The sequence below is a fragment of the Micromonospora nigra genome, assembly GCF_900091585.1.
GTDB classification, from domain to species: domain Bacteria; phylum Actinomycetota; class Actinomycetes; order Mycobacteriales; family Micromonosporaceae; genus Micromonospora; species Micromonospora nigra.
The window spans coordinates 5,976,231-6,001,819 of the sequence record NZ_FMHT01000003.1; the positions used below are offsets into that span (position 1 = coordinate 5,976,231).

At 72.5% G+C, this 25,589-nt stretch carries 23 protein-coding genes; 12 read left to right on the top strand and 11 right to left on the bottom strand.

Annotated elements, in window-relative coordinates; all coding sequences use genetic code 11:
- Nucleotides 1-28: 28 nt before the first annotated feature.
- A complete protein-coding gene (locus tag GA0070616_RS26205) occupies nucleotides 29-628 on the bottom strand; it encodes a hemerythrin domain-containing protein (RefSeq protein WP_091088937.1) in 600 nt (199 codons plus the stop codon).
- A gap of 129 nt (nucleotides 629-757) precedes the next feature.
- Here GA0070616_RS26205 and GA0070616_RS26210 point away from each other — a divergent pair, with 129 nt between their 5' ends.
- Both GA0070616_RS26210 and GA0070616_RS26215 read left to right on the top strand, forming a co-directional pair.
- Nucleotides 758-2,086 (top strand): M20/M25/M40 family metallo-hydrolase, encoded by a 1,329-nt coding sequence (locus GA0070616_RS26210; protein WP_091091713.1) that lies wholly within the window; start codon nucleotides 758-760, stop codon nucleotides 2,084-2,086.
- 51 nt (nucleotides 2,087-2,137) lie between these two features.
- Nucleotides 2,138-2,791 (top strand): hypothetical protein, encoded by a 654-nt coding sequence (locus tag GA0070616_RS26215; protein WP_091088941.1) that lies wholly within the window; start codon nucleotides 2,138-2,140, stop codon nucleotides 2,789-2,791.
- Between the two features lie 92 nt (nucleotides 2,792-2,883).
- Here GA0070616_RS26215 and GA0070616_RS26220 read toward each other — a convergent pair whose 3' ends face one another.
- Both GA0070616_RS26220 and GA0070616_RS26225 read right to left on the bottom strand, forming a co-directional pair.
- Nucleotides 2,884-3,075, bottom strand: coding sequence for a DUF5703 family protein (locus GA0070616_RS26220; protein WP_091088946.1), 192 nt, complete (start codon nucleotides 3,073-3,075; stop codon nucleotides 2,884-2,886).
- A gap of 71 nt (nucleotides 3,076-3,146) precedes the next feature.
- On the bottom strand, nucleotides 3,147-4,118 hold the full coding sequence (locus GA0070616_RS26225; RefSeq protein WP_091088950.1) for an aldo/keto reductase: 972 nt from the start codon (nucleotides 4,116-4,118) through the stop codon (nucleotides 3,147-3,149).
- 297 nt (nucleotides 4,119-4,415) lie between these two features.
- On the opposite strand from GA0070616_RS26225, the gene GA0070616_RS26230 reads away from it, so the two are divergent.
- Both GA0070616_RS26230 and GA0070616_RS26235 read left to right on the top strand, forming a co-directional pair.
- Nucleotides 4,416-5,468 carry an LLM class F420-dependent oxidoreductase gene (locus GA0070616_RS26230; protein ID WP_091088953.1) on the top strand — a complete coding sequence of 351 codons (1,053 nt, stop codon included), beginning with the start codon at nucleotides 4,416-4,418 and terminating at the stop codon, nucleotides 5,466-5,468.
- Nucleotides 5,465-6,301, top strand: a complete 837-nt coding sequence (locus GA0070616_RS26235; RefSeq protein WP_091088956.1) for an undecaprenyl-diphosphate phosphatase — start codon at nucleotides 5,465-5,467, stop codon at nucleotides 6,299-6,301. The genes GA0070616_RS26230 and GA0070616_RS26235 overlap by 4 nt, the downstream gene beginning before the upstream one ends.
- A 99-nt stretch (nucleotides 6,302-6,400) precedes the next feature.
- Here the strand turns inward: GA0070616_RS26235 and GA0070616_RS26240 are convergent, their stop codons facing one another.
- On the bottom strand, nucleotides 6,401-7,000 hold the full coding sequence (locus tag GA0070616_RS26240) for a hypothetical protein (RefSeq protein ID WP_091088959.1): 600 nt from the start codon (nucleotides 6,998-7,000) through the stop codon (nucleotides 6,401-6,403).
- A gap of 451 nt (nucleotides 7,001-7,451) precedes the next feature.
- On the opposite strand from GA0070616_RS26240, the gene GA0070616_RS26245 reads away from it, so the two are divergent.
- From GA0070616_RS26245 to mshC, 4 genes are all read left to right on the top strand, one after another.
- A complete protein-coding gene (locus GA0070616_RS26245; RefSeq protein WP_091088962.1) occupies nucleotides 7,452-8,165 on the top strand; it encodes an MSMEG_4193 family putative phosphomutase in 714 nt (237 codons plus the stop codon).
- Between the two features lie 112 nt (nucleotides 8,166-8,277).
- A complete protein-coding gene (locus GA0070616_RS26250) occupies nucleotides 8,278-8,871 on the top strand; it encodes a DUF3090 domain-containing protein (RefSeq protein WP_091088966.1) in 594 nt (197 codons plus the stop codon).
- Entirely contained in the window at nucleotides 8,868-9,686 is an 819-nt protein-coding gene (locus GA0070616_RS26255) for an SCO1664 family protein (RefSeq protein ID WP_091088969.1), read from the top strand. Before GA0070616_RS26250 ends, GA0070616_RS26255 begins: the two co-directional genes overlap by 4 nt.
- Before the next feature lie 67 nt (nucleotides 9,687-9,753).
- Nucleotides 9,754-10,992, top strand: coding sequence for a cysteine--1-D-myo-inosityl 2-amino-2-deoxy-alpha-D-glucopyranoside ligase (gene mshC / locus GA0070616_RS26260; protein WP_091091716.1), 1,239 nt, complete (start codon nucleotides 9,754-9,756; stop codon nucleotides 10,990-10,992).
- A gap of 80 nt (nucleotides 10,993-11,072) precedes the next feature.
- Here the strand turns inward: mshC and GA0070616_RS26265 are convergent, their stop codons facing one another.
- Nucleotides 11,073-11,864: a GntR family transcriptional regulator gene (locus tag GA0070616_RS26265; protein WP_091088972.1), complete on the bottom strand. Its 792-nt coding sequence runs from the start codon at nucleotides 11,862-11,864 to the stop codon at nucleotides 11,073-11,075.
- Nucleotides 11,865-11,991: 127 nt separating this feature from the next.
- Nucleotides 11,992-12,861, bottom strand: a complete 870-nt coding sequence (locus GA0070616_RS26270; RefSeq protein WP_091088975.1) for a PAC2 family protein — start codon at nucleotides 12,859-12,861, stop codon at nucleotides 11,992-11,994.
- A gap of 310 nt (nucleotides 12,862-13,171) precedes the next feature.
- Here GA0070616_RS26270 and metH point away from each other — a divergent pair, with 310 nt between their 5' ends.
- The 4 genes from metH to GA0070616_RS26290 all read left to right on the top strand — a co-directional run bounded on the left by metH (nucleotide 13,172) and on the right by GA0070616_RS26290 (nucleotide 18,826).
- Entirely contained in the window at nucleotides 13,172-16,687 is a 3,516-nt protein-coding gene (metH, locus tag GA0070616_RS26275) for a methionine synthase (RefSeq protein ID WP_091088979.1), read from the top strand.
- A gap of 176 nt (nucleotides 16,688-16,863) precedes the next feature.
- Nucleotides 16,864-17,019: a GNAT family N-acetyltransferase gene (locus tag GA0070616_RS26280; protein WP_217628238.1), complete on the top strand. Its 156-nt coding sequence runs from the start codon at nucleotides 16,864-16,866 to the stop codon at nucleotides 17,017-17,019.
- Between the two features lie 298 nt (nucleotides 17,020-17,317).
- Nucleotides 17,318-18,058: a neutral zinc metallopeptidase gene (locus GA0070616_RS26285; protein WP_091088981.1), complete on the top strand. Its 741-nt coding sequence runs from the start codon at nucleotides 17,318-17,320 to the stop codon at nucleotides 18,056-18,058.
- A 114-nt stretch (nucleotides 18,059-18,172) separates the two neighbouring features.
- Entirely contained in the window at nucleotides 18,173-18,826 is a 654-nt protein-coding gene (locus tag GA0070616_RS26290; RefSeq protein ID WP_091091719.1) for an HAD family hydrolase, read from the top strand.
- A gap of 132 nt (nucleotides 18,827-18,958) precedes the next feature.
- Here the strand turns inward: GA0070616_RS26290 and GA0070616_RS26295 are convergent, their stop codons facing one another.
- The 5 genes from GA0070616_RS26295 to GA0070616_RS26315 form a co-directional block, all read right to left on the bottom strand.
- The gene (locus GA0070616_RS26295) at nucleotides 18,959-21,508 is read right to left on the bottom strand and encodes an ABC transporter permease (protein ID WP_091088985.1); all 2,550 of its coding nucleotides are present in this window, start codon (nucleotides 21,506-21,508) and stop codon (nucleotides 18,959-18,961) included.
- A complete protein-coding gene (locus tag GA0070616_RS26300) occupies nucleotides 21,508-22,275 on the bottom strand; it encodes an ABC transporter ATP-binding protein (RefSeq protein ID WP_091088989.1) in 768 nt (255 codons plus the stop codon). The genes GA0070616_RS26295 and GA0070616_RS26300 overlap by 1 nt, the downstream gene beginning before the upstream one ends.
- 322 nt (nucleotides 22,276-22,597) lie before the next feature.
- Nucleotides 22,598-23,284, bottom strand: a complete 687-nt coding sequence (locus tag GA0070616_RS26305; protein ID WP_091091723.1) for a response regulator — start codon at nucleotides 23,282-23,284, stop codon at nucleotides 22,598-22,600.
- A 66-nt stretch (nucleotides 23,285-23,350) separates the two neighbouring features.
- Nucleotides 23,351-24,532, bottom strand: coding sequence for a sensor histidine kinase (locus tag GA0070616_RS26310; protein ID WP_091088995.1), 1,182 nt, complete (start codon nucleotides 24,530-24,532; stop codon nucleotides 23,351-23,353).
- 134 nt (nucleotides 24,533-24,666) lie between these two features.
- Nucleotides 24,667-25,581, bottom strand: coding sequence for a RecB family exonuclease (locus tag GA0070616_RS26315; RefSeq protein WP_091088998.1), 915 nt, complete (start codon nucleotides 25,579-25,581; stop codon nucleotides 24,667-24,669).
- Between the last annotated feature and the right edge of the window lie 8 nt (nucleotides 25,582-25,589).

The window sequence follows — 25,589 nt, forward strand, 5'->3', positions numbered from 1 at the left end:
GAACGTGTGCGGTGTTGATCACTGTCGATCACTCGGTGGGTGGCTCCGTCAGGTCCCGCAGGTGGGTCGACCGCCCGGTCACCGCGTCGCGAACCTTGTCGACCACACCCACCGCGGGCTCCACGATCCGGTTCCACGGCGGCGTCGTCGGAATGCCCGAGTGCGGCCGGGTCGGCGCGGCCTCCTCGGCGATCTCCAGCCGGTTGCCGAGCCGGATCAACTCCTCCTCGGTGGCCGAGGCGCGCAACCGGTCGACCAGGTCCCCGACCGCCGCCACGTGCGCATCGATCCGCGTCGTGACGTCGTCGATACTGCCCCGGCCGAGCCCTCGCAGCGCGGACCGCAGCCCCGCGTCCGCGGCGAGCACCTCGGCCACCCGGTCGTCGGTGCCGGGGACCGCGGCCCGGACGGCCGGCAGCAGGTACTGCTCCTCCGCCGACAGGTGCCGGGACAGCTCCGCCACCAGCACGTCGAGGGCACCCGCCGGGTCGGCGTCCGGGTCGGCCAGCCGGCGGGTCAGTTCCCGCAGCTGCCGGTGCTCGGCGTCGACGAGGTCGGCGATGCTGCGCCCGCCGGGCCGGTGCTCCTCACCGGGTACGGGCGGCAGCGGTGGCAGGTTGACGGTCATGGTGCCCTCCTCGGCTGGCGGGCGGTGCGACGACGGAAGCGGGTCCGCTGGTACCCGCCGGCCGTCGCCGCGAAACTCCGGACCGGCCGGGACGGGGCCGGGCCGCCCGCCGGCTGGTATGAAGGGGCGATGACGAGCGACCCCGCCCCCACCCTGCCCGATCCGACCGTCGAGGTCGTCGACCTGTGCCGCGACCTGCTGCGGATCGACACCACCAACACGGGGGACACCACCACCAGCGCGGGTGAGCGCCGCGCCGCCGAGTACGTGGCGGAGAAGCTCGCCGAGGTCGGCGTCTCCCCGGTACTGCACGAGTCGGCGCCCGGCCGGGCCAACGTCGTCGCCCGCATCCCCGGGGCCGACCCGAGCCGGCCCGCCCTGCTCGTGCACGGCCACCTCGACGTGGTGCCGGCCGACGCCGACGAGTGGTCGGTGCACCCGTTCTCCGGTGAGCTGCGCGACGGCTACCTGTGGGGGCGGGGCGCCATCGACATGAAGGACTTCGACGCGATGGTGCTGGCCGTCGTGCGGCACTGGCAGCGCACCGGGGTCCGTCCGCCCCGTGACATCGTGCTCGCCTACACCGCCGACGAGGAGGCGGGCAGCGACTACGGCGCGCACTTCCTGGTGGAACGGCACCGGGAGTTGTTCGACGGCTGCACCGAGGCCATCGGCGAGGTGGGCGGCTTCTCGTACTCGGTCGACGCCGACCGGCGGCTGTACCTGATCGAGACCGCCCAGAAGGGCATCGACTGGCTGCGGCTGCACGCCCGCGGCCGCCCCGGCCACGGCTCGATGATGCACGACGACAACGCCGTCACCGCCCTCGCCGAGGCGGTCGCAAGGGTCGGCCGGCACCGCTTCCCGGTCGTGCTCACCGACACCGTACGGGCGTTCCTGGAGCAGGTCTCCGACGTGCTCGGCATCGAACTGGACCCGGACGACCCGGAGGCCGCCATCGCCAAGCTCGGCCCGATCGCCAACATCATCGGCGCGACGGTCCGCAACACCGCCAACCCCACCCGGCTGGCCGCCGGCTACAAGGACAACGTCATCCCCGGCCGGGCCACCGCCACCATCGACTGCCGCAGCCTGCCGGGCCAGTCGGAACTGCTGGAACGCCAACTGCGCGAGCTGGTCGGCCCGGACATCGCCATCGAGTACGTCCAGCGCCAGCCGGCCCTGGAGACCACCTTCGACGGCGACCTGGTCGATGCCATGTCCGCCGCGCTGCGCGCCGAGGACCCGGGTGCCCGGCCGGTGCCGTACATGCTCTCCGGGGGCACCGACGCCAAGGCGTTCTCCCAGTTGGGCATCCGCTGCTTCGGCTTCGCACCGCTGCGGCTGCCCGCCGACCTGAACTTCTCCGCGCTGTTCCACGGCATCGACGAGCGCGTCCCGGTGGACGGACTACAGTTCGGCGTGCGGGTTCTCGACCGGTTCCTGCGCACCTGCTAGCCCGCGTCACCTCCGACGCGGTACCCGAAGAACGTGAAGGGGACGCCTCACATGACCGACCAGCACGGTGAGCTGGACGCCGCCCTCGAGCGCGTGATCGAAGCGGCCCGCCACCACCTCGCCGCCGTCCGCGCCGCGCAGGGCCGGATCGACGACGACGACGTCTGGCAGGCGTACGTGGCGTTGAACAACGCCTCCTACGCCTACGACGAGCAGCTCCTGGACGCCTTCGGGGAGGTCACCCCGTGGGACGTCGACTCGATCGACCCGGACGAGGCCGACCAGCGTCTCGGCGGTGCCGAGGGGGTGGAGGCCACCGACCCGCACCCGACGGTGATCTCGGTACGTCAGCGACGCGACTACCGGGTGCCCAGTGTCTCGGCGCTGCTGCGGGTGGCCGAGGTGGCCCGCCGGGAGGGCAGCCCGGCCGACGAGGACGTGGCCCCGGTCGAGGGCGTCGGCGAGGCGGTGCTGGAACTGCTGCAGAGCGGGGACGGCTCGCTCGGCGCGTTGGACGTGCCGGAGCTGGAACCCCTCGACGGGGTCGTCATGGTCAGCGAGGTCGGCACCCCCGTCGACCTGGAGTCCTTCGACGACGACGACCCGGTGGGGCCGTTCCAGCCGGCCGTCGACGACCGGCTGGTGGGCCGGCTCGACGAGCACCCCTTCCTGGAGTCCGACGACGAGCACGACCACGTGCACTGAGCCGGCCGGGCACCCGGGGCCGTCCTCGTGACGGGCCCCGGGCGCCCCGGGTGGCCCCGGTATGACAGGCCCGCAGGACCGACAGGCCCCGCTCAGTACGACAGGCCCGGCTGCGGCTGGGTGACCCGCCGACGTCGCAGCACCACCTGCCGCGTGCCGTCGCGGAACAGCCGCACCCGGGCCAGTTCCCAACCGGAGAACTCCGCCTGGATCGCCAACTGCGCCGCTGCGGTCGACCGGTCGACGTTCGGCGGCAACCGCAGCGGCGCGTACTCGTAGTCCATGGGCCCTATGCTGCCCAGCCCGTAGGCTCACCGCCACCCCTTCGACGGTGAGCCGCGCCGCGCCGGGGTCGTCAGCCGTCGCGTTCGGGGTAGCCGACCTCCACGGCCGACACGTCGTCCAGCGCGGTGGTGATCTCCTCGGGCAGGGTCATCCGTTCCACCTGCAACGCGCCGAGCAGTTGCCCGGCGGTGCGGGCGCCGAGGATCGGCGCGGTCACGCCGGGCCGGTCCCGGATCCAGGCCAGCGCCACCTCCAGGGGCGACACGCCGAGCCCGCCGGCGGCCGTGGCGACCGCCTCGACGATGCTGGAGCAGCGCGGTTCCAGGTAGGTCGCCACGAACCGCTCGAAGTGTGGCGACACCGCCCGGGAGTCGGCCGGCCGGCCGTGCCGGTACTTGCCGGTGAGGACTCCCCGCCCCAGCGGCGACCAGGGCAGCACGCCCAGCCCCAGGGCATCGCAGGCGGGCAGGACCTCGCGCTCCACGCCCCGCTCCAGCAGCGAGAACTCCACCTGGGCGGCGACGATCGGCGCCCGTCCCGGCCAGGCCGCCTGCCAGGACGCGGCCCGGGCGGTCTGCCAGCCGGAGAAGTTCGACACCCCGACGTAGCGGACCCGGCCACTGGCCACCGCGTGGTCCAGCGCCGCGAGGGTCTCCTCCAGCGGCGTGTCGGGGTCGTAGCCGTGCACCTGGAACAGGTCCACGTGGTCGGTGCCGAGCCGGCGCAGTGAGGCGTCGAGGGTCCGCAACAGGTGGCCGCGCGAGCCGTCGCGCCGTCGTCCGCTGCCCGGTCGCAGCCCGGCCTTGGTGGCGATGAGCAGTTCCTCGCGGGGGACCAGGGTGCCCAGCAGCGAACCGATCACCGATTCGGCGTCGCCGTCGCCGTAGACGTCGGCGGTGTCGACCAGGTTGCCGCCGGCGTCGAGGTAGCTCTTCAGTTGCGCGGCAGCGTCGTCGGCGTCGGTGTCCCGGCCCCACGTCATGGTGCCGAGAGCGAGCCGCGAAACCGCCAGCCCGCTTCGGCCGAGCGGTCGCTGTTGCATGCGTGAACCTTATTTCGAACCGGGCCGGGACCGATATCCTCGCTTCCGCCGAGTCTGCCCGGCGTGGCGCCGTCCGTCCGTCCCGGGCCACGCCGCCTGCCCGGACTCCGTGTCACGGCCACCCCCGGTTCGGCCGCCGGGGCCGGTCACGGCCACCGCCGTCGGCTGCTCGGACCCCGGTCCCGGCCACCGTCGTCCGGCCGTCAGGGCCATCTCCGCTCGCAGGGGGCGAGCCGGTGATCGTCTCCGACATCGGCATTGCGTAACCTGATGCGACCTGCGGATGGGGGAGGACCAGTGCGACTCGGGCTCAGCCTCGGATATCAGACGGCGTGGAGCACACCCGCCGACCACCTGGCTCTGGCCCAGGAGGCGGACCGGCTCGGCTACTCGGTGGTGTGGGCGGCGGAGGCCTACGGCTCCGACTCGCCGACCATGCTCGCCTGGATGGCCGGCCAGACCGAACGGATCGACGTCGGTAGCGCCGTCATGCAGATCCCGGCGCGGACCCCGGCGATGACCGCGATGACCGCCGCCACCATCGACACCCTCTCCGGCGGCCGGTTCCGCCTGGGCCTCGGCGTGTCCGGGCCGCAGGTCTCGGAGGGGTGGCACGGGGTCCGGTTCGGCAAGCCCCTGGCCCGGACCCGAGAGTACGTCGACATCGTCAAGATGGCGGTGGCCCGCAAGGACGTCGCCTACGACGGCGAGTTCTACACGCTGCCGCTGCCCGACGGCCCCGGCAAGGCCCTGCGCCTCGGTTTCCACCCGCCCCGCGAGCACATCCCGATCTACCTGGCCGCGGTCGGCCCGAAGAACCTGGAACTGGCGGGCGAGATCGCCGACGGCTGGCTTGCCGTGTTCTACGCCCCGGAGTTCGCCGAGGAGCAGCTGGCGGCGGTGCGTGCGGGCCGGGCGAAGGCCGGCAAGGAGCTGGCCGGCTTCGACGTGGTGCCGTCGGTGCCCGTGGTGCTGGGCGACGACGTCGCCTCGTGCGCCGAACTGGTCCGCTGGTATGCGGCCCTGTACGTCGGCGGCATGGGCAGCCGGCAGCAGAACTTCTACAACCAGCTGGCCACCCGGATGGGCTACGGCGACGCGGCCCGCGAGGTCCAGGACCTGTACCTGGCCAAGCGCCAGCGTGACGCCGCCGCGGCCGTGCCGCTGGAGTTCATCGACCGCACCTCCCTGCTGGGGCCGAAGGAACGCATCGCCGACCGCCTGCGGGAGTACGCCGCCGCGGGCGTCACCACCCTGTCGGTGACCCTGTTCGTCGCCGACCGGGACAGCGGCGTGCAGACCCTGCGGACCGTCGCCGAGGCGCTGGATCTCTCGGGAGTCGGGGAGTGACCTGGGTCGAGGCCATCGTCCTGGGCATCGTCCAGGGCCTGACGGAGTTCCTCCCGATCAGCTCGTCGGGGCACCTGCGGATCACCTCGGCGATCTTCTTCGACCAGGACGCCGGTGCGTCGTTCACCGCGGTCACCCAGCTGGGCACCGAGGCCGCCGTGCTGCTCTACTTCGCCAAGGACATCTGGCGGATCAGCCGTACCTGGATCGTGGGTCTGTGGGACCGTTCGGTGCGGACCAGCCTCGACTACCGGATGGGCTGGTACGTCATCGTCGGCTCGATTCCGATCGGGTTGCTCGGCTTCCTGTTCAAGGACCAGATCCGGGAGACCGCCCGCAACCTGTGGCTGGTCGCCACCACCCTCATCGTGTTCGCCTTCGTGCTGGCGTTCGCCGAGTACTGGGGCCGGCAGACCCGGACCCTGGAGAACTTCCGCATGAAGGACGGCGTGGTGATGGGCCTGGCCCAGGCGATGGCGCTGATCCCCGGCGTGTCCCGGTCGGGCGGCACGCTCACGGCCGGTCTGCTGCTCAACCTGACCCGGGAGACGGCGGCCCGGTACTCGTTCCTGCTGGCTATTCCGGCGGTGGTGATGTCCGGGATCTTCAGCATCGGGGACGTCTTCGAGCCGGCCGCCGCGGGCACCGCGGTGCCGAGCGTGGCGCAGATGATCGTCGCCACGATCATCGCCTTCGGCGTCGGGTACGCGGCCATCGCCTGGCTGCTGCGCTACGTCGCCCACCACACCCTGTACGTCTTCGTGCTGTACCGCGTCGCGCTGGGCACCCTGGTGCTCGCCCTGTTGATGACGGGCACGATCAGCGCCACCTGATCGACGGTTGGTGACGCCGCTGGCCGGCACCCGGTGTCGGGTGCCGGCCAGCGGTTTCGTTCCCCCTGTGTGGAAGGTCTGTGTGGGTCGGTCCGGGGGTCAGTTGTTCCAGTGTTCGGCGACGAGGTCGGCGGCCTGCTGTTCCCACTGGGCGTAGTGGTCGGGGTACGCCGAGACCTGGACGGTCTGCGCGGCCACGGTCAGCGGCATGTCCTGCCAGCCGTCGACCTGCTTGAGGCCCTTCAGGAACGCCAGGGTCGAGTACTCGGGGTCGGTGATCTGCTCGACCGTGCCCCAGCCGCTGGACGGGCGCTGCTGGAACAGGCCCTGCGAGTCGTGGTCGTTACGGTCGCCCAGGTGGCCCAGGTTCTCCAGCTTCGACTCCTGGAACGCGGTACCGATCGCGACCACGGCGGCACGCTCGTCCATCCCGGCCTTCTTCGTCGCCGCGATGATCGCCTTGGCGTTGGCGACCTGCTCGTCGGACAGGTCGATACGCGACTGGGCGCCCTGCACACCATGCGGCACCAGCTTGCCCATGTCCGGCTTACCCGCCTTCTCGGCCTGCACGACCGCCGTCACCGGGGCAGCCTCGGCCGGCGCGGCGACCGCACCCGAAACCGGACCAGCAACCATGCCACCGGCGAACGCCAGACCAGCAACACCCAACACACTCTTACGCAGCAGCTTCGAGGTCATGACAACAGCTCCGTTCGGGGGTCGACACCCACCACAAGGGGGGACACGGTGGGTGCAAGCACCGACAGGCGCTCAAAGAACCAAGGGGGGAAGAACAAGAGGGGGAGGATCCGTCCGGGCCGGGGGCGGGGGATGCCCCTCACGGCGCCGGGACCATGTGTAACCACCGACCGGCCCGACCCATTCCCCGGAACCCACCGGGAGGTCGCCGCACCCGAGGTGGCACGTGCCCTGCTCGATCAGCCACCCCCCACAACCACCCCCACCCACCCGCCATTCCCACCAGCGGGCGACCCCGACCACACCCCGAAACCGGACATCAGGCCCCAGACCTCGCGCCCTTCGCGGCGTGGCAGAACGCGGAGGTGATCGCCGGCGCGGACTTTAGTCGGGCGACCGTGCGGTCCCGCGCCGTGCAGGCCGACGTCGGTTGTACCGGACAGGCTCTAGGGTGGGCAGGGTGGCGACGCTTCTGCTTCTGCGGCACGGCCGCACCACTGCCAACGCCGACGGCGGGCTTGCCGGCCGACAGCCGGTCGAGCTGGACGACACCGGGCGGGCGCAGGCCGCCGCGGTGGGTGAGCGGCTGCGTGGGCTGCCGCTGGCGGCGGTGGTGACCAGCCCGCTGATCCGCTGCCGGCAGACCCTGGAGTTGGCGTTGCCGCAGGCCGTGCCGATTGTCGAGGACGGCCTGATCGAGTGCGGCTACGGCGCCTGGGAAGGGCAGCCGCTGAGGAAGCTGGCGAAGGAGCCGCTGTGGCCGGTGGTGCAGCAGCACCCCAGCGCGGCGGTCTTCCCGGACGGGGAGGCGATGGCCGCGATGGCGGCCCGGGCGGTGGCGGCGGTGCGGTCCTGGGACGCGCGCCTGACCGCCGAGCACGGGCCGGAGGCGGTGTGGCTCGCGTGCAGCCACGGTGACGTGATCAAGGCGATCGTCGCGGACGCGCTGGGCGTACACCTCGACCTGTTCCAGCGCATCGTCGCGGATCCGGCCTCGGTGACGGCGATCCGCTACACCCCGCTGCGGCCGTTCCTGATCCGCCTCAACGACACCGGCGGTGATCTGTCCGGCCTGGTGCCGCCGCCGCGCAGGAAACGACGTCGGACCGCCCGCGCCGAGTCGGACGCCGCGGTGGGCGGCGGAGCGGGTGCGGCGCCGCGGTGAGTCCGTCCGGCGCCGCGCCCGGGGTGGGTGGTCCCGGGCATGGGCGCGCCGGTCCGGCGATTCGGGTCGGTGGGGTACGCGGTGTCCGGGGCCGCCGGATAGGGTCGTGGGTATGAGCCACCAGGTGCACGCCTTCGAGCCGCCGGAGCGGTTCGTCGCCGGGACGGTCGGGGCGCCCGGAGAGCGCACGTTCTTCCTCCAGGCGCGCGGTGGCGGCCGGCTGGTCAGCGTCGCGTTGGAGAAGGTCCAGGTCTCCCTGCTGGCCGAGAAGCTGGAGGAGTTGCTGTCCGAGGCGCAGCGCCGGTTCGGCGTGGAGCTGCCCGACGCCGCCCCCGCCCCCGGCGACAACGAGCCGCTGGACACACCGGTCGACGAGGAGTTCCGGGTCGGCACTCTCGGCCTGGCCTTCGACGTGGACACGGCCACCGTGGTGATCGAGGCGATCGCCGTCGGGGAGATCGAGGCCGACGACGTCGAGCTGGGCGAGGCGGTCGTCGACGACGACGACGAGGACGACGACGTCGTCGTCGAGCCGGACGACGACCTGGACCGGCTGCGGGTGCGCCTCACCCCCGAGGCGACCCGTGAGTTCATCGAACGCGCCCGTCGTGTGGTCAACGCCGGCCGTCCGCCCTGCCCGCTGTGCGGCCAGCCGTTGGATCCGGCCGGTCATCTCTGCCCCCGGAACAACGGCTACCACCGGTGACCTCGTCCGACCTGGCACCCCGGCGGGACGGCACCGCCGCGCTCCGGTTGCTGCGCGACGGTGAGCTGGAGGTCGAGGGTCGGCTGGTCGACGCGTCGAACACGACGCTGCGTGGCGTGCTCACCCACGGCGCGACGACGGCACGGTGCGTGTACAAGCCGGTGCGCGGGGAGCGTCCACTGTGGGACTTCCCGGACGGCACCCTCGCCGGCCGGGAAGTCGCCGCGTACCTGGTCTCCCGGGCCACCGGATGGGATCTGGTGCCGCCCACGGTGTTGCGGGAGGGGCCGTTCGGTCCCGGTTCGTGCCAGCTGTGGATCGACGAGCCGGCGGGCGTGGAGCCGTTGGTCGGGTTCGTTCCCGCGGACGCGTTGCCGCCCCGCTGGTTCCCGATCGCGGCGGCCCGCGACGACGACGGCAACCCCTACGCCCTCGCGCACGCCGACGATCCTCGGCTGGCCCGCCTCGCCGTGCTCGACGCCGTGATCAACAACGCCGACCGCAAGGGCGGGCACGTGCTGCTCGGCCCGGACGACCGGGTGTACGGGGTGGACCACGGGGTCAGCTTCCACGTCGAGGAGAAGTTGCGCACCGTGCTGTGGGGTTGGGCCGGCCGACAGTTGCCGCCCGACGTGATCGAGGTGCTCGACGGCCTCGCCCGGCAGCTCGGCGCGGATCTCGGTGACGAGCTCTCCGAGCACCTGACGGCGGGCGAGGTGGCGGAGCTGTCGGGGCGGGTGGCGCGGTTGCGCGACGCGGGGCGGTTCCCGCAGCCGCCGAGGGACTGGCCGGCGGTGCCCTGGCCACCCATGTGAGCGGCTGTCACGTTGATCACCCGTGGGGTGGTCCGCCGTCGTCGTACGGCTGGTTAGGCTGACGGTCATGGAGTCTTGGGTGGGTCACGAGGTGCCACGGCTGCCGGGTCGCGGCGGTCCGGTGCGGTTGTACGACTCGGCGCGGCAGGGCGTGCATCCCAGCGTCCCGGCCGGCCCGGCGGGAATGTACGTCTGCGGCATCACCCCCTACGACGCCACCCACCTCGGTCACGCCGCCACCATGATCACCTTCGATCTGGTGCAGCGGATGTGGCGCGACGCCGGGCACGAGGTGCGCTACGTGCAGAACGTCACCGACATCGACGACCCGCTGCTGGAACGGGCGGCCCGCGACGGCGAGGACTGGAAGGTCCTGGCGATGCGGGAGACCGCCCTGTTCCGGGAGGACATGGAGGCCCTGCGGATCATCCCACCGGCCCACTACGTCGGCGCCGTGGAGTCGATCCCGGACATCGCCGACAAGGTCCTCGTGCTGCTCAAGGACGGTGCGGCGTACCGGCTCGACGACGGCACCGGCGACGTCTACTTCGACGTCTCCGCCGCCCCGGCCTTCGGCTACGAGTCCAACCTCGACCGGGCGCAGATGCGGGAGATCTTCCCCGAGCGTGGTGGCGATCCCGACCGGGCCGGCAAGCGTGACCCGCTCGATCCGCTGCTGTGGCGCGGTGCTCGGCCCGACGAGCCGTCCTGGCCGGGCGGTGACCTGGGTCCGGGGCGTCCCGGTTGGCACATCGAGTGCGCGGTGATCGCGTTGAACCTGCTCGGCGACCGGATCGACGTGCAGGGTGGCGGCAACGACCTGCTCTTCCCGCACCACGAGTGTTCCGCCGCGCACGCCGAGCGGCTCACCGGCGTCGCGCCGTTCGCCGGTCACTACGTGCACGCCGGCATGATCGGCCTGAACGGCGAGAAGATGTCGAAGTCCAAGGGCAACCTGGTGTTCGTGTCCCGGCTGCGGGCCGACCGGGTCGACCCGATGGCCGTGCGGCTCGGCCTGATGGCCGGCCACTACCGCGCCGACCGAGCCTGGACCGACGACCTGCTCAGCGCCGCGCAGCGTCGTCTGGAGCGGTGGCGGCGGGCCGCCGCGGTCACCGCCGGGCCGTCGGGGGAGGGCTTCCTGGCGGGGGTACGCGCGCGGCTCACCGACGATCTGGACACCGCGGGTGCCCTGGCCCTGGCCGACGACTGGGCCGACGGGGCCCTGGCCGGCGTGGGTGACGATCCGCATGCCCCGGCCCTGTTCGGCACCACGCTCGACGCCCTGCTCGGCATCCGGCTCTAGCCTCGCCCAGTCGCAGTCGCAGTCGCAGTCGCAGTCGCAGTCGCAGTCGCAGCCGCAGCCGCAGCGGTAGCGCCTCGGCCTCAGCCCAGGACCAGGCCGGGGTCGGGGTCCGGTTCGGGGGCCGGCCCGGGGATCCGGTACTCCTCGGTCAGCGTGGTGACCGGGCCGGGCCAGGTGGCCTGGGCCACCTCGATCGGCTTGCGGCGGTCGTCGTAGGCCACGTGCAGCAGGTGCAGCACAGGAGTGTCGGGGCGGATCTGGAGGATCTCGGCCTCCTCCCGGCTGGGCTGGCGGGCGCTGATCGTGTCGGTGGCCGACGCGTAACGTCGGCCGGTGGCCTCCTCGGCCTCCTGGTAGAGCGGCCGGCCGAACGCCTCGGCCCGCTCCAGCGAGGTGCCGGCGGTGTCGGCGGGCAGGAACCAGGAGGCGCCCACCTCGACCGGTGAGTCCTCGGTACGCACCAGGTGCCGGCGGCACAGCAGGTCCGTGCCGTCGGCCACCCCGAACGCGTCGGCCACCTCCGGTGGGGCGGGGGAGCGGCCGACGGAGACGAGGTGCTGGCGGTACCGGGCGGCCAGGTCGGTGTGGTAGCCGCGAAAGCCACCGTAGCGGCCCCGGGACAGCCGGTTGAGCCGTCGCCGGGTGCCCCGGACGTACGTGCCGGAGCCGGGCTTGGTGATCAGGATGCCCTCGACGCGGAGCTGGTCGACGGCGCGTTGCACCGTCTGCTTGGCCACCCCGAACATCTCGGCGATGGCCGGGATGGAGGGCAGCCGCTCGCCCGGCCCCCAGTCCCCGCGGCGCACCTGGGCCTTGAGCTGTGCGGCGATCTGCCGGTGGGGGAACTCGGCGGCTCCCGGATTGATCTGCAACGCCCGCCTCCTCATGACAGCTAGGTTCCTAGGATGCCCTAGCGAGGGTGAGCGCGCCACCCGACACCCAGACGAACCGTGGCCCCGGACCTGACGGTCCGGGGCCACGAGGCAGTACGGAGGGGGATTACCAGGAACCGGCGGTGGGGCCGGCGGAACCACCCCGACGGCGCAGGTACTTCTCGAACTCCTGGGCGATCTCGTCCCCGGTCAACGGGGTGATGCCGGCGTCACCGACCCGTTCCTCCAGCTCCCGCACGTACTCGCCCAGCTCCGCGTCCTGCTCGGCGGCGCTGCGCACCCGCTGCTCCCACTCCGCGGCCTCCTCGGCCAGGTCGGCCATCGGCACCGGCAGGTCGAGCACCTCCTCGACCCGGTGCAGCAGAGCCAGGGTGGCCTTCGGGCAGGGCGGGTTGTTGGCGTAGTGCGGCACGTGCACCCAGAACGACACCGCGTCGACCTCGGCGCGGGAACAGGCGTCGTGCAGCACGCCGACGATGCCGGTCGGGCCGTCGTAGCGGGTGGGGGTGAGCTGGTAACGCTGCGCGGCCTCGGCGTCGGAGGCCGATCCGCTGATCGGCAGGGGCCGGGTGTACGGCACGTCGGCGAGCAGCGCGCCGAGCAGCACCACCCGCTCGACCTCGAGGCTGTGGCAGATCTCCAGCACCTGCTCGCAGAACGTGCGCCACCGCATGCTCGGCTCGATGCCGCGGATGAGCACCACGTCGCGGTCGGTGCCCTCGGGGCTGGCCACCATGAACCGGGTGGTCGGCCACTCGATCCGGCGGGTCGCGCCGTCGGCCATGGTGATGGTCGGCCGGCTGACCTGGAAGTCGTAGAAGTCCTCCGGGTCGAGTTCGGTGACCTCGCGGGCCTGCCAGACCTGTTCCAGGTGCTCCACGGCGGCGGTCGAGGCGTCGGCGGCGTCGTTCCAGCCTTCGAAGGCGCAGATGGCCACGGGAGACCGCAGCACCGGCAGCCCGTCGAACTCCGTCACGCCGTCACCTCGCCCCGCTCGTTCCGGACGGCGCCGGGGGTCTGCCCGGTCGCCCGCCCGCCGGGCACGGAGGCGTCGCTGTAGTCCTTCACGTCTGCCAGCCTACGTGCCGGGGCGGAATGCGGCCCGTCGGCCGCGCCGGTCGGGCCGCCGCACCCCGCGGTGCCGGGCGGGTGGGGCGGACGCCGTCCCGGTGGTGTCGGGCGGGGTGGGACGGGGCGGATCGCCGGCCGGGCGGGGTCGTCCGACAGAATGTGGGAAGCGGCCCCGCCGGACCGTGCGCCGGTGGGTGTCGCACTAACCTGGGACCGTGCGGACTTCGTTCATCGACGCCCTGGCCGACCGGATCCTCGTCACCGACGGGGCGATGGGCACCATGCTCCAGGCTGCCGACCTGACCCTCGACGACTTCGAGGGCCACGAGGGCTGCAACGAGGTGCTCAACGTGACCCGGCCCGACGTGGTGCGCGGCGTGCACGAGGCGTACCTGGCGGCCGGTGCCGACTGCGTGGAGACGAACACCTTCGGCGCAAACCTGGCCAATCTCGGCGAGTACGACATCGCGCACCGCATCCGGGAGCTGTCGGAGGCGGGTGCCCGGATCGCCCGCGAGGCGGCCGACGCGTACGCCACGCCCGAGCGGCCCCGCTACGTGCTCGGCTCGATCGGTCCCGGCACCAAGCTGCCCACCCTCGGCCACGCCGCGTACGCGACCCTGCGCGACGCGTACGCGGAGAACGCCGCCGGCCTGATCGCCGGTGGCGCGGACGCCCTGATCGTCGAGACCTGTCAGGACCTGTTGCAGGTCAAGGCCGCGGTGGTCGGTTCCCGGCGGGCGATGGCCGAGGCCGGCGTCAGCGTCCCGCTGATCTGTCACGTCACGGTGGAGACCACCGGCACCATGCTGCTGGGCAGCGAGATCGGCGCGGCGCTCACCGCGATCGAGCCTCTCGGGGTCGACCTGATCGGCCTGAACTGCGCGACCGGCCCGGCGGAGATGAGCGAACACCTGCGCTACCTGTCGCAGCACGCCCGGGTGCCGCTGTCGGTGATGCCGAACGCGGGTTTGCCGCAGCTCACCGCCGACGGCGCGGAGTACCCGCTGACCCCGGTCGAGCTGGCCGACGCCCTGGAGCAGTTCGTCACCGGCTACGGCGTCTCGCTCGTCGGCGGGTGCTGTGGCACCACGCCGGAACACATCCGGATGGTGGCCGAGCGGCTGCACGGTGCCCGGCCGGCGCAGCGCGAGTCCCGCCGGGAGGCCGGGGTCTCCTCGATCTACCACCACGTGCCGTTCGCGCAGGACGCGAGCGTGCTGATGGTGGGGGAGCGCACCAACGCCAACGGCTCGAAGGCGTTCCGGGAGGCGATGCTGGCCGCCGACTGGCAGGCCTGCGTGGAGATCGCCCGCAGCCAGGCCCGGGACGGCTCGCATCTGCTGGATCTGTGCGTCGACTACGTGGGCCGCGACGGCACCGCCGACATGCGCGAGCTGGCTGGCCGGTTCGCCACCGCGTCCACCCTGCCGGTCATGCTCGACTCGACCGAGCCGGCGGTGATCGAGGCCGGGCTGGAGATGCTCGGCGGCCGGTGCGTGGTCAACTCGGTGAACTTCGAGGACGGCGACGGCCCGCAGTCCCGGTACGCCCGGATCATGCCGGTGATCCGGGAGCACGGCGCGGCGGTGGTCGCGCTGCTGATCGACGAGGAGGGACAGGCCCGTACCGCGCAGTGGAAGGTCCGGGTCGCCGAGCGGCTCATCGGCGACCTGACGGGTCGGTGGGGGATGCGCCGGGAGGACATCCTCATCGACGCGCTGACCTTCCCGATCGCCACCGGTCAGGAGGAGACCCGCCGCGACGGCATCGAGACGATCGAGGCGATCCGGGAGATCGCCCGGCGCTGGCCGGGAGTCAACTTCACTCTGGGCATCTCCAACATCTCCTTCGGCCTGAACCCGGCGGCCCGGCAGGTGCTCAACTCGGTGTTCCTGCACGAGTGCGTGCAGGCGGGGCTGACCTCGGCGATCGTGCACGCCAGCAAGATCCTGCCGATGTCGAAGATCCCCGACGAGCAGCGCGAGGTCGCCCTCGACCTGGTCTACGACCGGCGCCGCGAGGGGTACGACCCGGTGCAGCGGTTCATCCAGGTCTTCGAGGGGGTCGACGCGGCGTCGGCGCGGGCGACGCGGGCGGAGGAGCTGGCCGGGTTGCCGCTGGACGAGCGGCTGCGGCGACGCATCATCGACGGTGAACGCAACGGCCTGGAGGCCGACCTGGACGAGGCGATGGCGCAGGGGCGCACCCCGCTGTCCATCATCAACGACATCCTGCTCGACGGGATGAAGGTGGTCGGCGAGCTGTTCGGCTCCGGGCAGATGCAGTTGCCGTTCGTGTTGCAGTCCGCCGAGGTGATGAAGACCGCGGTGGCCTACCTGGAACCCCACATGGACAAGGCCGACGACGGTGGCAAGGGCCGGATCGTCCTGGCCACGGTCAAGGGCGACGTGCACGACATCGGCAAGAACCTGGTCGACATCATCCTGTCCAACAACGGCTACGAGGTGGTGAACATCGGCATCAAGCAGCCGATCACCGCGATCCTCGACGCCGCGCAGGAACACCGCGCCGACGCCATCGGCATGTCCGGGCTGCTGGTCAAGAGCACGGTCATCATGAAGGAGAACCTGGCCGAGATGGCTGCGCGCGGGGTCGCGGAGCGTTGGCCGGTGCTGTTGGGTGGCGCGGCGCTGACCCGGGCGTACGTGGAGGACGACCTGCGGTCGGTGTTCCCCGGTCAGGTGCACTACGCCCGGGACGCGTTCGAGGGCCTGTCCCTGATGGACCGGGTGATGGCGGCCAAGCGCGGCGGCGCGCCGGTGGTGGACCCGCAGCGGGAGGCGGCACTGGCGGCCCGCCGGCAGCGTCGTGAGCGGCAGCGGGCGGTTGTCACCGAGTCCCTGCCGGAGTTGAGCGACGCGTCGGTGCGGTCGGACGTGGCCGTCGACGTCACCGTGCCGACGCCGCCGTTCCTGGGCACCCGCGTGGTGAAGGGGGTGCCGCTGGCCGACTACGCGGCGCTGCTCGACGAGCGGGCCACCTTCCTCGGGCAGTGGGGGCTGCGTGGCGCGCGGGGCGGCAAGGGCCCGTCCTACGAGGAACTGGTCGAGACGGAGGGCCGGCCACGGCTGCGGTACTGGCTGGACCGCCTCATCGCCGACAAGGTGCTGGAGGCGGCTGTGGTGTACGGCTACTTCCCGGCGTACTCCGAGGGCAACGACCTGGTGGTGCTCGACGAGGAGGGGCGGGCGGAGCGGGCCCGGTTCTCGTTCCCCCGACAGCGGCAGGAGCGGCGGTTGTGCCTGGCCGACTTCTTCCGCCCGCGCGGCGACCAACCGGACGTGGTGGCGTTGCAGCTGGTGACGGTCGGCCAGCCGGTCAGCGAGTACGCGGCGAAGCTGTTCGCCCGCAACGAGTACCGCGACTACCTGGAGGTGCACGGCCTGTCGGTGCAGCTCACCGAGGCCCTGGCCGAGTACTGGCACCGGCGGATCCGGGCGGAGCTGACCCTGCCGGACGGTCGAACGGTCGCCGACGACGACCCGGCCGACCTGGCGGGTCTGCTGCGCACCGACTACCGGGGCTGCCGGTACGCGTTCGGCTACCCGGCCTGCCCGGACCTGGAGGACCGCGCGAAGATCGTGGAGCTGCTGGGTGCGGAACGGATCGGGGTGCAGCTGTCGGAGGAGTTCCAGCTGGTCCCGGAGCAGGCCACCGACGCGATCGTGGTGCACCACCCCGAGGCCAGCTACTTCAACGCCAAGTGACGTCGTCACCTGTCCTGAGGTGCGCAAACGCTGTCCCGATGGGCTGGTCCCGCAGGGGCTGAGTCGCAGCAGCACCACAACCGGCTCGACGGCGTGCCCGGCGTCAGCGCTCCACCGCCGCGAGGACCGCCCGGGCCACACGCTGGCGCGTCCGGGCCGAGACCGACACCCGCAACGTGGCGGCTGCCCACGTGCTGGAGAAGCTCGGGTTCCTGCGTGAAGGGGCGTTGCGGGAAGACTGCGTCGTGGACGGCGAGGTCTCCGACTCATGGGTCTACGGGCTGATCAGGCGGGAGTGGCGGCCGTCGTCCGAGCCGGTTCCCGTCCGCTGAGTCCTCGCTCCCTCGCAAGGCGTCGCCTGGCATCCGGGTACTTCGCTGCGCTGCGTCGAGGGAACGGCACCGGCACTCTCCTGCCGCGATCAGCAGGCTGAGACGCGGTACCTCTACCAGGACGGACGACTACCAGGACGGACGACGAGGACAACCGAGTGACGGCCTGGCGCGGTCGACGGAGCTTCACCCCAGGAGCGTTGAACTGTCGGGTCGTCGTGGCCGTACCAGACCCAGTGGGCGTGCCGGCCGTACCGTCGGGGTACTGGGCCGGCATCACCGCTCGCCGGGAGGTGTTGTGGCGACACGTGGGGGACGCGGACCGCTCGTCGGGCTGACGCTGGCGCTGGTGGCTGCCGCCGGGTGCCTGGCACCCGGTCTGACCGACCCGCAGGGGCAGCCCGGCCCCGTGCCGAGCGGCGGGACGGCGGGGCCGCCCGGCGTGCAGCAGACCCGCGCCGACGGTACCGACACCGTCGAGGAGTTCAGAGAGGACGTGGCGGACGCGCAGCGCACCGCCGAGCGGTACTGGGCGCAGCAGTTCCGCGCGTTCGGGCGGTCGTTCCAGCCGATCCGGCAGATCGTTCCCTATCAGCGGGACGGCGAGGTCTCCTGCGGTGGGCAGGAGGTGCCCCGTAACAACGCCGTCTACTGCACGCTCAGCGACTACATCGCCTACGACATCAACTGGTCGTTCGGCGCGTTCCGGCAGGTCGGTGACGCGTTCGTGTTCTATCTGATCGGGCACGAGTACGCCCACGGAATCCAGATCCGCCTCGGCATCCGCTACTCGTTCACCATCCAGCAGGAACTGCAGGCCGACTGCATGGCCGGGGCGTACCTGGGTGACTCGGTCCGCGATGGCCGGCTGACCGTGGAGGACGGTGACCTTGAGGAGTTCCGCGACGGTCTGCTCGCCGTCGGTGACGACCCTGACCAGCCCTGGTTCGCCGAGGGCGCGCACGGAACCCCCGAACAACGGGTCGAGGCGTTCTTCCGGGGTTACGAGTCCGGTCTGTCGGCCTGTGGGCTGGGGTGAGCGGCCCCGCCACGGTCGGGGACACCAGTCCGGCGGCCTCCCGGGCCGGCCGGACCGGGGCCGACGTCTAGCATGATCCGGGTGACCACCACCGCTGTTCCCCATCCCGCCGCCGTGCTGTTCGACATGGACGGCACGTTGGTCGACAGCGAGAAGCTGTGGGACGTGGCGTTGCAGGAGTTGGCCGCCGTCTACGGTGGCGTGCTGTCCGCCGCCGCCCGCCGGGCGATCATCGGTACCAGCATGGCCGATGCGATGCGCATCCTGCACGACGACCTCGGCCAGCCGCACCGGGATCCGCAGGCCAGCGCAGCGTGGATCGACGCCCGGATCCTGGAGCTGTTCCGCACCGGCCTGCGGTGGCGGCCGGGGGCGCTGGCCCTGCTGCGGGCGGTCCGCACGGCGGGCATCCCCACCGCCCTGGTCACCTCCAGTGGTCGGCCCCTGGTGGAGGTGGCGCTGGACACCCTGGGTCGGGACAGCTTCGACGTGGTGGTCTGTGGTGACGAGGTGGACGCCGCCAAGCCGCACCCCGAGCCGTACCTGACCGCGGCGCGGCTGTTGGGGGTGCCGATCGGCCGCTGCGTGGCGATCGAGGACTCGCCGACCGGGGTGGCCAGCGCGTTGGCCTCCGGGGCGGCGGTGCTGGCGGTGCCGGCGGAGGTGCCGCTGGGCCCGCTCGACGGCGTACACCAGCTGGACAGCCTCACCTCAGCGGACCTGGAACTGCTCGCCGCGCTGCTCGGCGAGCCGCCGGTCGACGCCTGACCGCCCGGCGTGCCGGGGGCCGCTGTCGACCCGCGCACCTCCAGGGCCGTCGACGGCCCGCACATGCCGACGGGCCTCGGTACGCGCCGACGGGCCCGGCCGTGCGGCCGGACCCGTCGGGTGCGTCGGTGCTCAGTCGTGGGCGATGGCGCCCAGCACGTTGATCCGGGCGGCCCGGACCGCCGGCAGCACTGCGGCCACCACGCCCACCAGCGCGGCCAGGCCGAGGAACACGCCCATCTGTCCCCAGGGCAGCACCAGGTCGGTGATCCCCTCGTCGCGCAGCGCCTCCACCACGGCGGCGCCCAGGCCGGTGCCGACCGCGACGCCGAGCAGCGCCCCGAATACCGAGATCACCACCGCCTCCACGGTGATCATCAGCATGGTCTGCGACCGGCGCAGGCCGATCGCCCGCAGCAGCCCCAGTTCCCGGGTGCGTTCCAGCACCGACAGCGCCAGGGTGTTCACGATGCCCAGGACCGCGATCACGATGGCCAGCGCCAGCAGGATGCGGATCATCGTGAGGAGCACGTCGAACTGGCCGGTCTGCTGCTCGATGAACGCGTTCCGGTCGGCCACCGACACCTCGGGGCTGTCCACCAGCAACGCCTCGACCTGAGGCTGCACGTCGGCGACCTCGGTGCCGGGGGCGAGCTGGATGTAGCCCTGGATCGGCTGGGGGAGGGTGAAGTCCCGGGCCGCCTCGGCCGGCAGCGTCACCGGGTCGAGGAACGGCACACCCTCGTAGATGCCGCTGACGGTGTATGTGCGTTGGTCCCCCCGGGCGAGCTGCACCGGCACGGTCGAACCGACGGTGAGCCCCCGGGACTCGGCCACGTCCGAGCTGACCAGCATCTGGTCCGGTGCGAGCCGGTCGATGTCACCCGCAGCGGCCTTCGCGCCGAAGATCCGCCGCAGCGCCGACACGTCGCTGCTCGCCCCCACCCAGGTACGCTGGCCGCCCACCTGGGCCAGGTCGCCGAACGTTCCGTTGACCAACTGGACCCCGGGGATCGCGGCAGCCCGGTCCAGCACCTCCCGGTCGAAGGTCGGTGGCCGCGGGCCGGTCGCCGCGCCGGCGATCACCAGCTCGGCCTTGATGTTGTCCTCGGCCAGGCCCGCCAGGCTGCTCTTGGCCGAGTCCAGGATGACCGTCACGCCGGTGACCAGGGCGATGCCCACCATCAGCGCGGCCGCCGTGATCGCCGTGCGGCGGGGGTTGCGGCCGGAGTTCAGCCGGCCCAGCTTGCCCGGCACCGAGCCGGAGAAGACGGAGCCGAGCAGCGCCACCACCGGCCGGCTGATCAGCGGGGTCAGCAACGCCACCCCGATGAACGAGAACAGGACGCCGCCGAGGATGGTGGGCAACGTGTTGTCGCCGGCGTTGCCGCTGAGGCCGAGGAACAACAGGGCCGCGCCGATCGAGGTGACCACCGCTCCGCCGACCGTGATCTTCGTCAGCGGCCGGTCGGGGGTGGCGACGTCCTGCATGGCCGCGATGGGCGGGATGCGGGACGCGCGCAGCGCCGGCAGCAGCGCCGCCAGCACCGTGATCACCAGTCCGACGGCGAACGCGCTGATCACCGCCGAGGGCGGAACGGCGATGCCCGCCAGGCTGAGCCCGGCGAACGTGCCGAACAGGTATGCCAACAGCGCCCCGATGCCGATGCCGGCGGCCAGGCCCAGCACGGAGGCGATGAGGCCGACGGCGATCGCCTCCAGCACCACCGAACCGATGACCTGCCGTCCACTCGCCCCGACGGCCCGCAACAGGGCCAGCTCCCGGGTGCGCTGCGCCACGATGATCGAGAAGGTGTTGAGGATCAGGAAGGTGCCGACCAGCAGCGCCACCGCGGCGAAGCCGAGCAGGATCCGGTTGAAGAAGGACAACCCGTCCTTCAGCCCGGACGCCATGTCCTCGGACAACTGCGCGCCGGTCTTGACCTGGAACTCACCGCCGAGCGCGGCGGCCACCGAGTCGCGCAGCGCCTCGTCGGTCATGCTGCCGGCGGCGGTGACGGTGATGCTGCTGAACGTGTCCGGCTCGCCCAGCATGAGCCGCTGGGCGGTCGGGGTGGTGAACATGATCTCGTTCGCGCCGCCGATGGAGTCCCGGTCACCGCTGTAACCGAAGACGCCGACGATGGTGAACTCCTCCTTCGGCTCCAGCGGGGTGAGCACACCCACCCGGTCGCCCACGGCGACCCTGCCGGCCTCCGCCAGTGCCTTGTTGATGACGATCTCGTCGTCGGCCTGCGGGCCGCGCCCCTCGCGCAGCTGCACCAGCTCGCTCTCGCCCAGCCAGTTGCCGCCCAGCTGCGGCGGGCCGAAGGAGGCCACCGCCTTGCCGTTGCTGCCGATGAGCCGGGCACCCTCGGCGACGACGACGCCGGTCGCGTCCGCCACCCCCGGCACCGCCCGCACCCGGTCGACCGTGGCCGCCGGCAGCGGCGGGGAGATTCCTCCGCCCTCCATCTCGCCCGGGGCCAGCTTCGGCTTGGCGGCCACGTTGACGTCGATGTCCTCGTACGCGTCGGCGAACACCTGGTCGAAGGAGCGGCCCAGGGTGTCGGTGAGCACGAACGCGCCGGAGACGAACATGACGCCCAGCACCACCGCCAGCCCCGACAGGACGAGACGGACCTTGCGGGCCAGCAGGCTCTTCAGTGTCGCCCGGAACATCAGCGGGCCACCTCGGCCACCGTGTCGAGCTTCTTCATGGTGTCCAGCACAGTGTCGGCGGTCGGCTCGATGAGCTCCGAGACGATCTGCCCGTCGGCGAGGAACACCACCCGGTCGGCGTACGCGGCGGCCGTCGGGTCGTGGGTGACCATGACGATGGTCTGCCCGTGCTCCCGCACCGAGTTGCGCAGGAAGTTGAGCACCTCCGCGCCCGAACGGGAGTCCAGGTTGCCCGTCGGCTCGTCGGCGAAGATCACCTCGGGGCGAGCGACCAGGGCCCGGGCACACGCCACCCGCTGCTGCTGACCGCCGGACAGCTGCGCCGGCCGGTGGTCCAGCCGGTCCCGCAGCCCGACCGTGTCGATCACGGTGTCGTACCAGGCCTGGTCCGGCTTGCGGCCGGCGATCGACAGCGGCAGCAGGATGTTCTCCTTCGCCGTCAGCGTCGGCAGCAGGTTGAACTGCTGGAAGATGAACCCCACCTTGTCCCGGCGCAGTGTGGTCAGACCCGCGTCACCGAGCCCGGTGACCGTGGTGTCGCCGATGTGCACCGTGCCCTTCGTCACCGAGTCCAGCCCGGCCAGGCAGTGCATCAGGGTGGACTTGCCGGAGCCCGACGGGCCCATGATCGCGGTGAAGCGGCCCCGCTCGAACTCCGCGGTCACCCCCCGCAGCGCGGTCACCTGCGCCTCGCCGCTGCCGAACACCTTCCACACGTCGCTCGCCCGGGCCGCGGCCTGCGTCTGCGGGCCTGTCGTCGCGGTCACGTCATCAACCTCTTCCGTCTGTTCCGGTCCGCGCCGCCCCCGCTGGTTCGGCGCGGCAGTCCCATCATGGGTGCCCGACTGTGCGCTGCCGTCCGCCTCCGGTCGGAGCCGGAACGGATTTCCCCGCTGCGGGTCACCCCCACGCCGGCTCAGGGTTGCCCCCGAGACGATCGCCGCCCGACCAGGTCACCGGTCGGGCGGGACCGATGCTGCACAGTGCCGCCGCGTGAGGGTCAACCCCGGGACACCGTCTGGGGTCACGGTATGTGCCAAAGGCAACAGGGCCGTCGCCGCGAGGTTTCCGGCAGGGGTACGCGCCCGCCTACGCGCCGGGCCGGACCAGTCCCGACTCGTACGCCAACACCACCGCCTGCACCCGGTCACGTAGCCCCAACTTGGTCAGCACGTGTCCCACGTGCGTCTTCACCGTCGTCTCGCTGACCGACAACGCCCGCGCGATCTCCGCGTTGGACAGCCCTCGGGCCACCTGCACCAGCACCTCCCGTTCCCGTTCGGTGAGGGCGTTCATTGCCCGCGGTGGAGCCGCCGCCGGGTCGGGCAGCGCGTCGGCGAACCGGTCCAGCAGCCGCCGCAGGATCCGCGGTGCCACCACCGCGTCGCCGGCCGCCACCGTCCGGATCGCCGTGACCAGGTCGTCGGCCGGCACGTCCTTGGCGAGGAAGCCGCTCGCCCCGGCCCGCAGCGCCCCCACCACGTACTCGTCGAGGTCGAAGGTGGTCAGGATCAGCACCCGCACGGGCAGTCGCGCGTCCACGATGGCGCGGGTGGCGGCGACCCCGTCCATCCGGGGCATCCGGATGTCCATCAGCACCACGTCGGGCAGCAGCCGGCGGGACAGGTCCACCGCCTCCACCCCGTCACCGGCCTCCGCGACGATGTCCAGGTCCTCCTCGGCGCCGAGCACCATCCGGAAGCCCGTGCGCAGCAGTGGCTGGTCGTCGGCGAGCAGGATGCGCACCGGACGTGCCGGTGTCGTCGCCTCGGCCATCTGAGCCCTCTCGTCATGGTCGTCACCGGCGACGCACGCCGCCGGCAGAGTCATCGCCCCGGCGGTTCACGCCGCCGTGTCGACCGGAATCCTCGCGTACACCCGGAACCCGCCGCCCGCGCGCGGCCCGGTGCGCAGGACTCCACCGTAGAGGCCGACCCGCTCCCGCATGCCGACCAGGCCGTGTCCGATCCGGTCGGGCGCCGGTGTCGGCCCCCGCCCGGTGTCGGACACCTCGACCTCCACGGCGTCGGACGTGACGCCCACCCACACCTGCGCGGTGGCCGAACCGGCGTGCTTGAGGGCGTTGGTCAGCGCCTCCTGGACTATCCGGTACACGGTCAGGGCCACCCCCTCCTCCAGCGTCCCCGAGGTGCCGTCGACCCGCACCGTCACCGGCAGTCCCGCCTCCCGCACCTGCTCGGCCAACGCCTCGATGCCCGCCAGTCCCGGTTGCGGCGTCAGCTCCGCGGCCGGTTCCGCCTCCGTCCGCAGCACGTCGAGCAGCCGACGCAGCTCCCGCAGCGTCGCCCGGCTGGTCTCCTCGATGGTGACCATCGCCTCCTCGGCGGCGTCCGGGTCACGGCGCAGCACCCGGCGTACCCCGGTGGCCAGGACCCCCATCACGCTGACGTGGTGGGCCACGACGTCGTGCAGCTCCCGGGCGATGCGTCGCCGCTCGTCGGCGACCGCCTGCTCGGCCACCGACCGCTGGTTGTGCTCGGCCACGCGGGCGCGTTCCCGCAGCGCCTCGGTGGTCGCCCGCCGCGCCCGCACCGACCGGCCGACCGAGTACGACACCACCCCCACCAGGATGTTGTTGACCACCAGGTAGGCCGCGCCGATCTCCGCCGTGCTGTCCAACGGAACCAGGGTGTTGGCCGCGGCCACCGGCAGCCACAGCAGCACCGCCGCGGCAGTCGCGGGTCGCGCCGGGCGGTACGCGGCCATCGTGTAGGTGAGCACGACGAACGTGAGGCTCTGCGCGGCGGGCGCCAGGTCGATCGTGGCGGGCACGGCCAGGGTCGCCACCGCCGCTGCCACCGCCGGCCACGGCGCCACCCGGCGCAGCACCACCGGGGCGGCGCACAGCACGCTCCAGCCCAGCGCCGCGCGCAGCGGCCCGGGCCAGAACTCCCGCGGCGTCGCCAGCGTGAACACGACCTCCGCGAGGACCAGCACCACGGCCAGCGCGACGTCCCCCACGAGGGGGCGCTCCCGCAGCCACGCCCACCGCACCGGATGCATGCCTCGACGCTAGCGGGCCTACGGCCGGGGAGATCCTCACCGGTGGTGACGACCGTCTCCTCCTCAGGGATGAGGGCGTCTTCTCACCCCGCCGACATCCCGACCCGGCCCGCCGGGACGCGCCCCGGCGGTGATCAGTCGTCGGCGCCCGGCGGGGTGGGGCCGGACCGGGCGTCGCGCAGCGGATCCGGTGTCGCGGCGGCCTCCGGGAACGGCGGCGGGGTGCCGCCGAAGCTGGGGCAGTGGGCCTGGTGGCTGCACCAGTCGCACAGTCGGCTCGGTCGGGGGCGGAAGTCCCGGGTCGCGGTGGCCTGCTCGATGGCCCGCCACAGCGCCACCACGGTGCGTTCGAACCGGACCAGTTCCTCGGCGTCGGGGGCGTAGTCGCAGACCTCCTGGTCCTTGAGGTAGAGCAGCCGCAGCACCCGCGGCACCACGCCCCGGGTGCGCCACAGCACCAGCGCGTAGAACTTGAGCTGGAACAGCGCCCGTGCCTCGAACGCCTCGCGGGGGGCGCCCCCGGTCTTGTAGTCGACCACCCGAAGGGCCCCGTCGGGCGCCACGTCCAGCCGGTCGAGATAGCCCCGGATCAGCAACTCGTCGTCGACCACGGCCGAGATCAGGCTCTCTCGCTCGGCGGGCTCCAGCCGGCGCGGATCCTCCACCGCGAAGTAGCCCTCGAGCAGGCCGGCGGCTGACCGCAGGAACCCCTCCACCGCCGCGGTGTCCGTGTCGTCGAACAGGCCGGCGAACTCCGCCTGCTCGGTGACCAGCCGGTCCCACTGGGGGGCGACCAGGTCGCCGGCCGCCTGCGGGGTGCGGTCGGTCGCCGGCAGGTCGAACAGCCGCTCCAACACGGCGTGCACCAGCGTGCCCCGGGCCTGCTCGACGCTCGGCCGCTCGGGCAGCCGGTCGATGCTGCGGAACCGGTAGAGCAGGGGACAGGTCTTGAAGTCGGCCGCGCGCGACGGTGACAGCGAGGCCCGCACGGTCGCCGGCACCTCCGCCGGGGTCGGGGGCTGCTGGATGATCACCTGGTCCGCCGTCATGTCCCCGA

Coding starts and splice junctions, on each gene's coding strand:
- GA0070616_RS26310 (WP_091088995.1), bottom strand. CDS start 24,532: ATGCATCCGGTGCGGTGGGCGTGGCTGCGGGAGCGCCCCCTCGTGGGG.
- GA0070616_RS26210 (WP_091091713.1), top strand. CDS start 758: ATGACGAGCGACCCCGCCCCCACCCTGCCCGATCCGACCGTCGAGGTC.
- GA0070616_RS26295 (WP_091088985.1), bottom strand. CDS start 21,508: ATGTTCCGGGCGACACTGAAGAGCCTGCTGGCCCGCAAGGTCCGTCTC.
- GA0070616_RS26205 (WP_091088937.1), bottom strand. CDS start 628: ATGACCGTCAACCTGCCACCGCTGCCGCCCGTACCCGGTGAGGAGCAC.
- GA0070616_RS26240 (WP_091088959.1), bottom strand. CDS start 7,000: ATGACCTCGAAGCTGCTGCGTAAGAGTGTGTTGGGTGTTGCTGGTCTG.
- mshC (WP_091091716.1), top strand. CDS start 9,754: ATGGAGTCTTGGGTGGGTCACGAGGTGCCACGGCTGCCGGGTCGCGGC.
- GA0070616_RS26225 (WP_091088950.1), bottom strand. CDS start 4,118: ATGCAACAGCGACCGCTCGGCCGAAGCGGGCTGGCGGTTTCGCGGCTC.
- GA0070616_RS26215 (WP_091088941.1), top strand. CDS start 2,138: ATGACCGACCAGCACGGTGAGCTGGACGCCGCCCTCGAGCGCGTGATC.
- GA0070616_RS26305 (WP_091091723.1), bottom strand. CDS start 23,284: ATGGCCGAGGCGACGACACCGGCACGTCCGGTGCGCATCCTGCTCGCC.
- GA0070616_RS26220 (WP_091088946.1), bottom strand. CDS start 3,075: ATGGACTACGAGTACGCGCCGCTGCGGTTGCCGCCGAACGTCGACCGG.
- GA0070616_RS26250 (WP_091088966.1), top strand. CDS start 8,278: ATGAGCCACCAGGTGCACGCCTTCGAGCCGCCGGAGCGGTTCGTCGCC.
- GA0070616_RS26315 (WP_091088998.1), bottom strand. CDS start 25,581: ATGACGGCGGACCAGGTGATCATCCAGCAGCCCCCGACCCCGGCGGAG.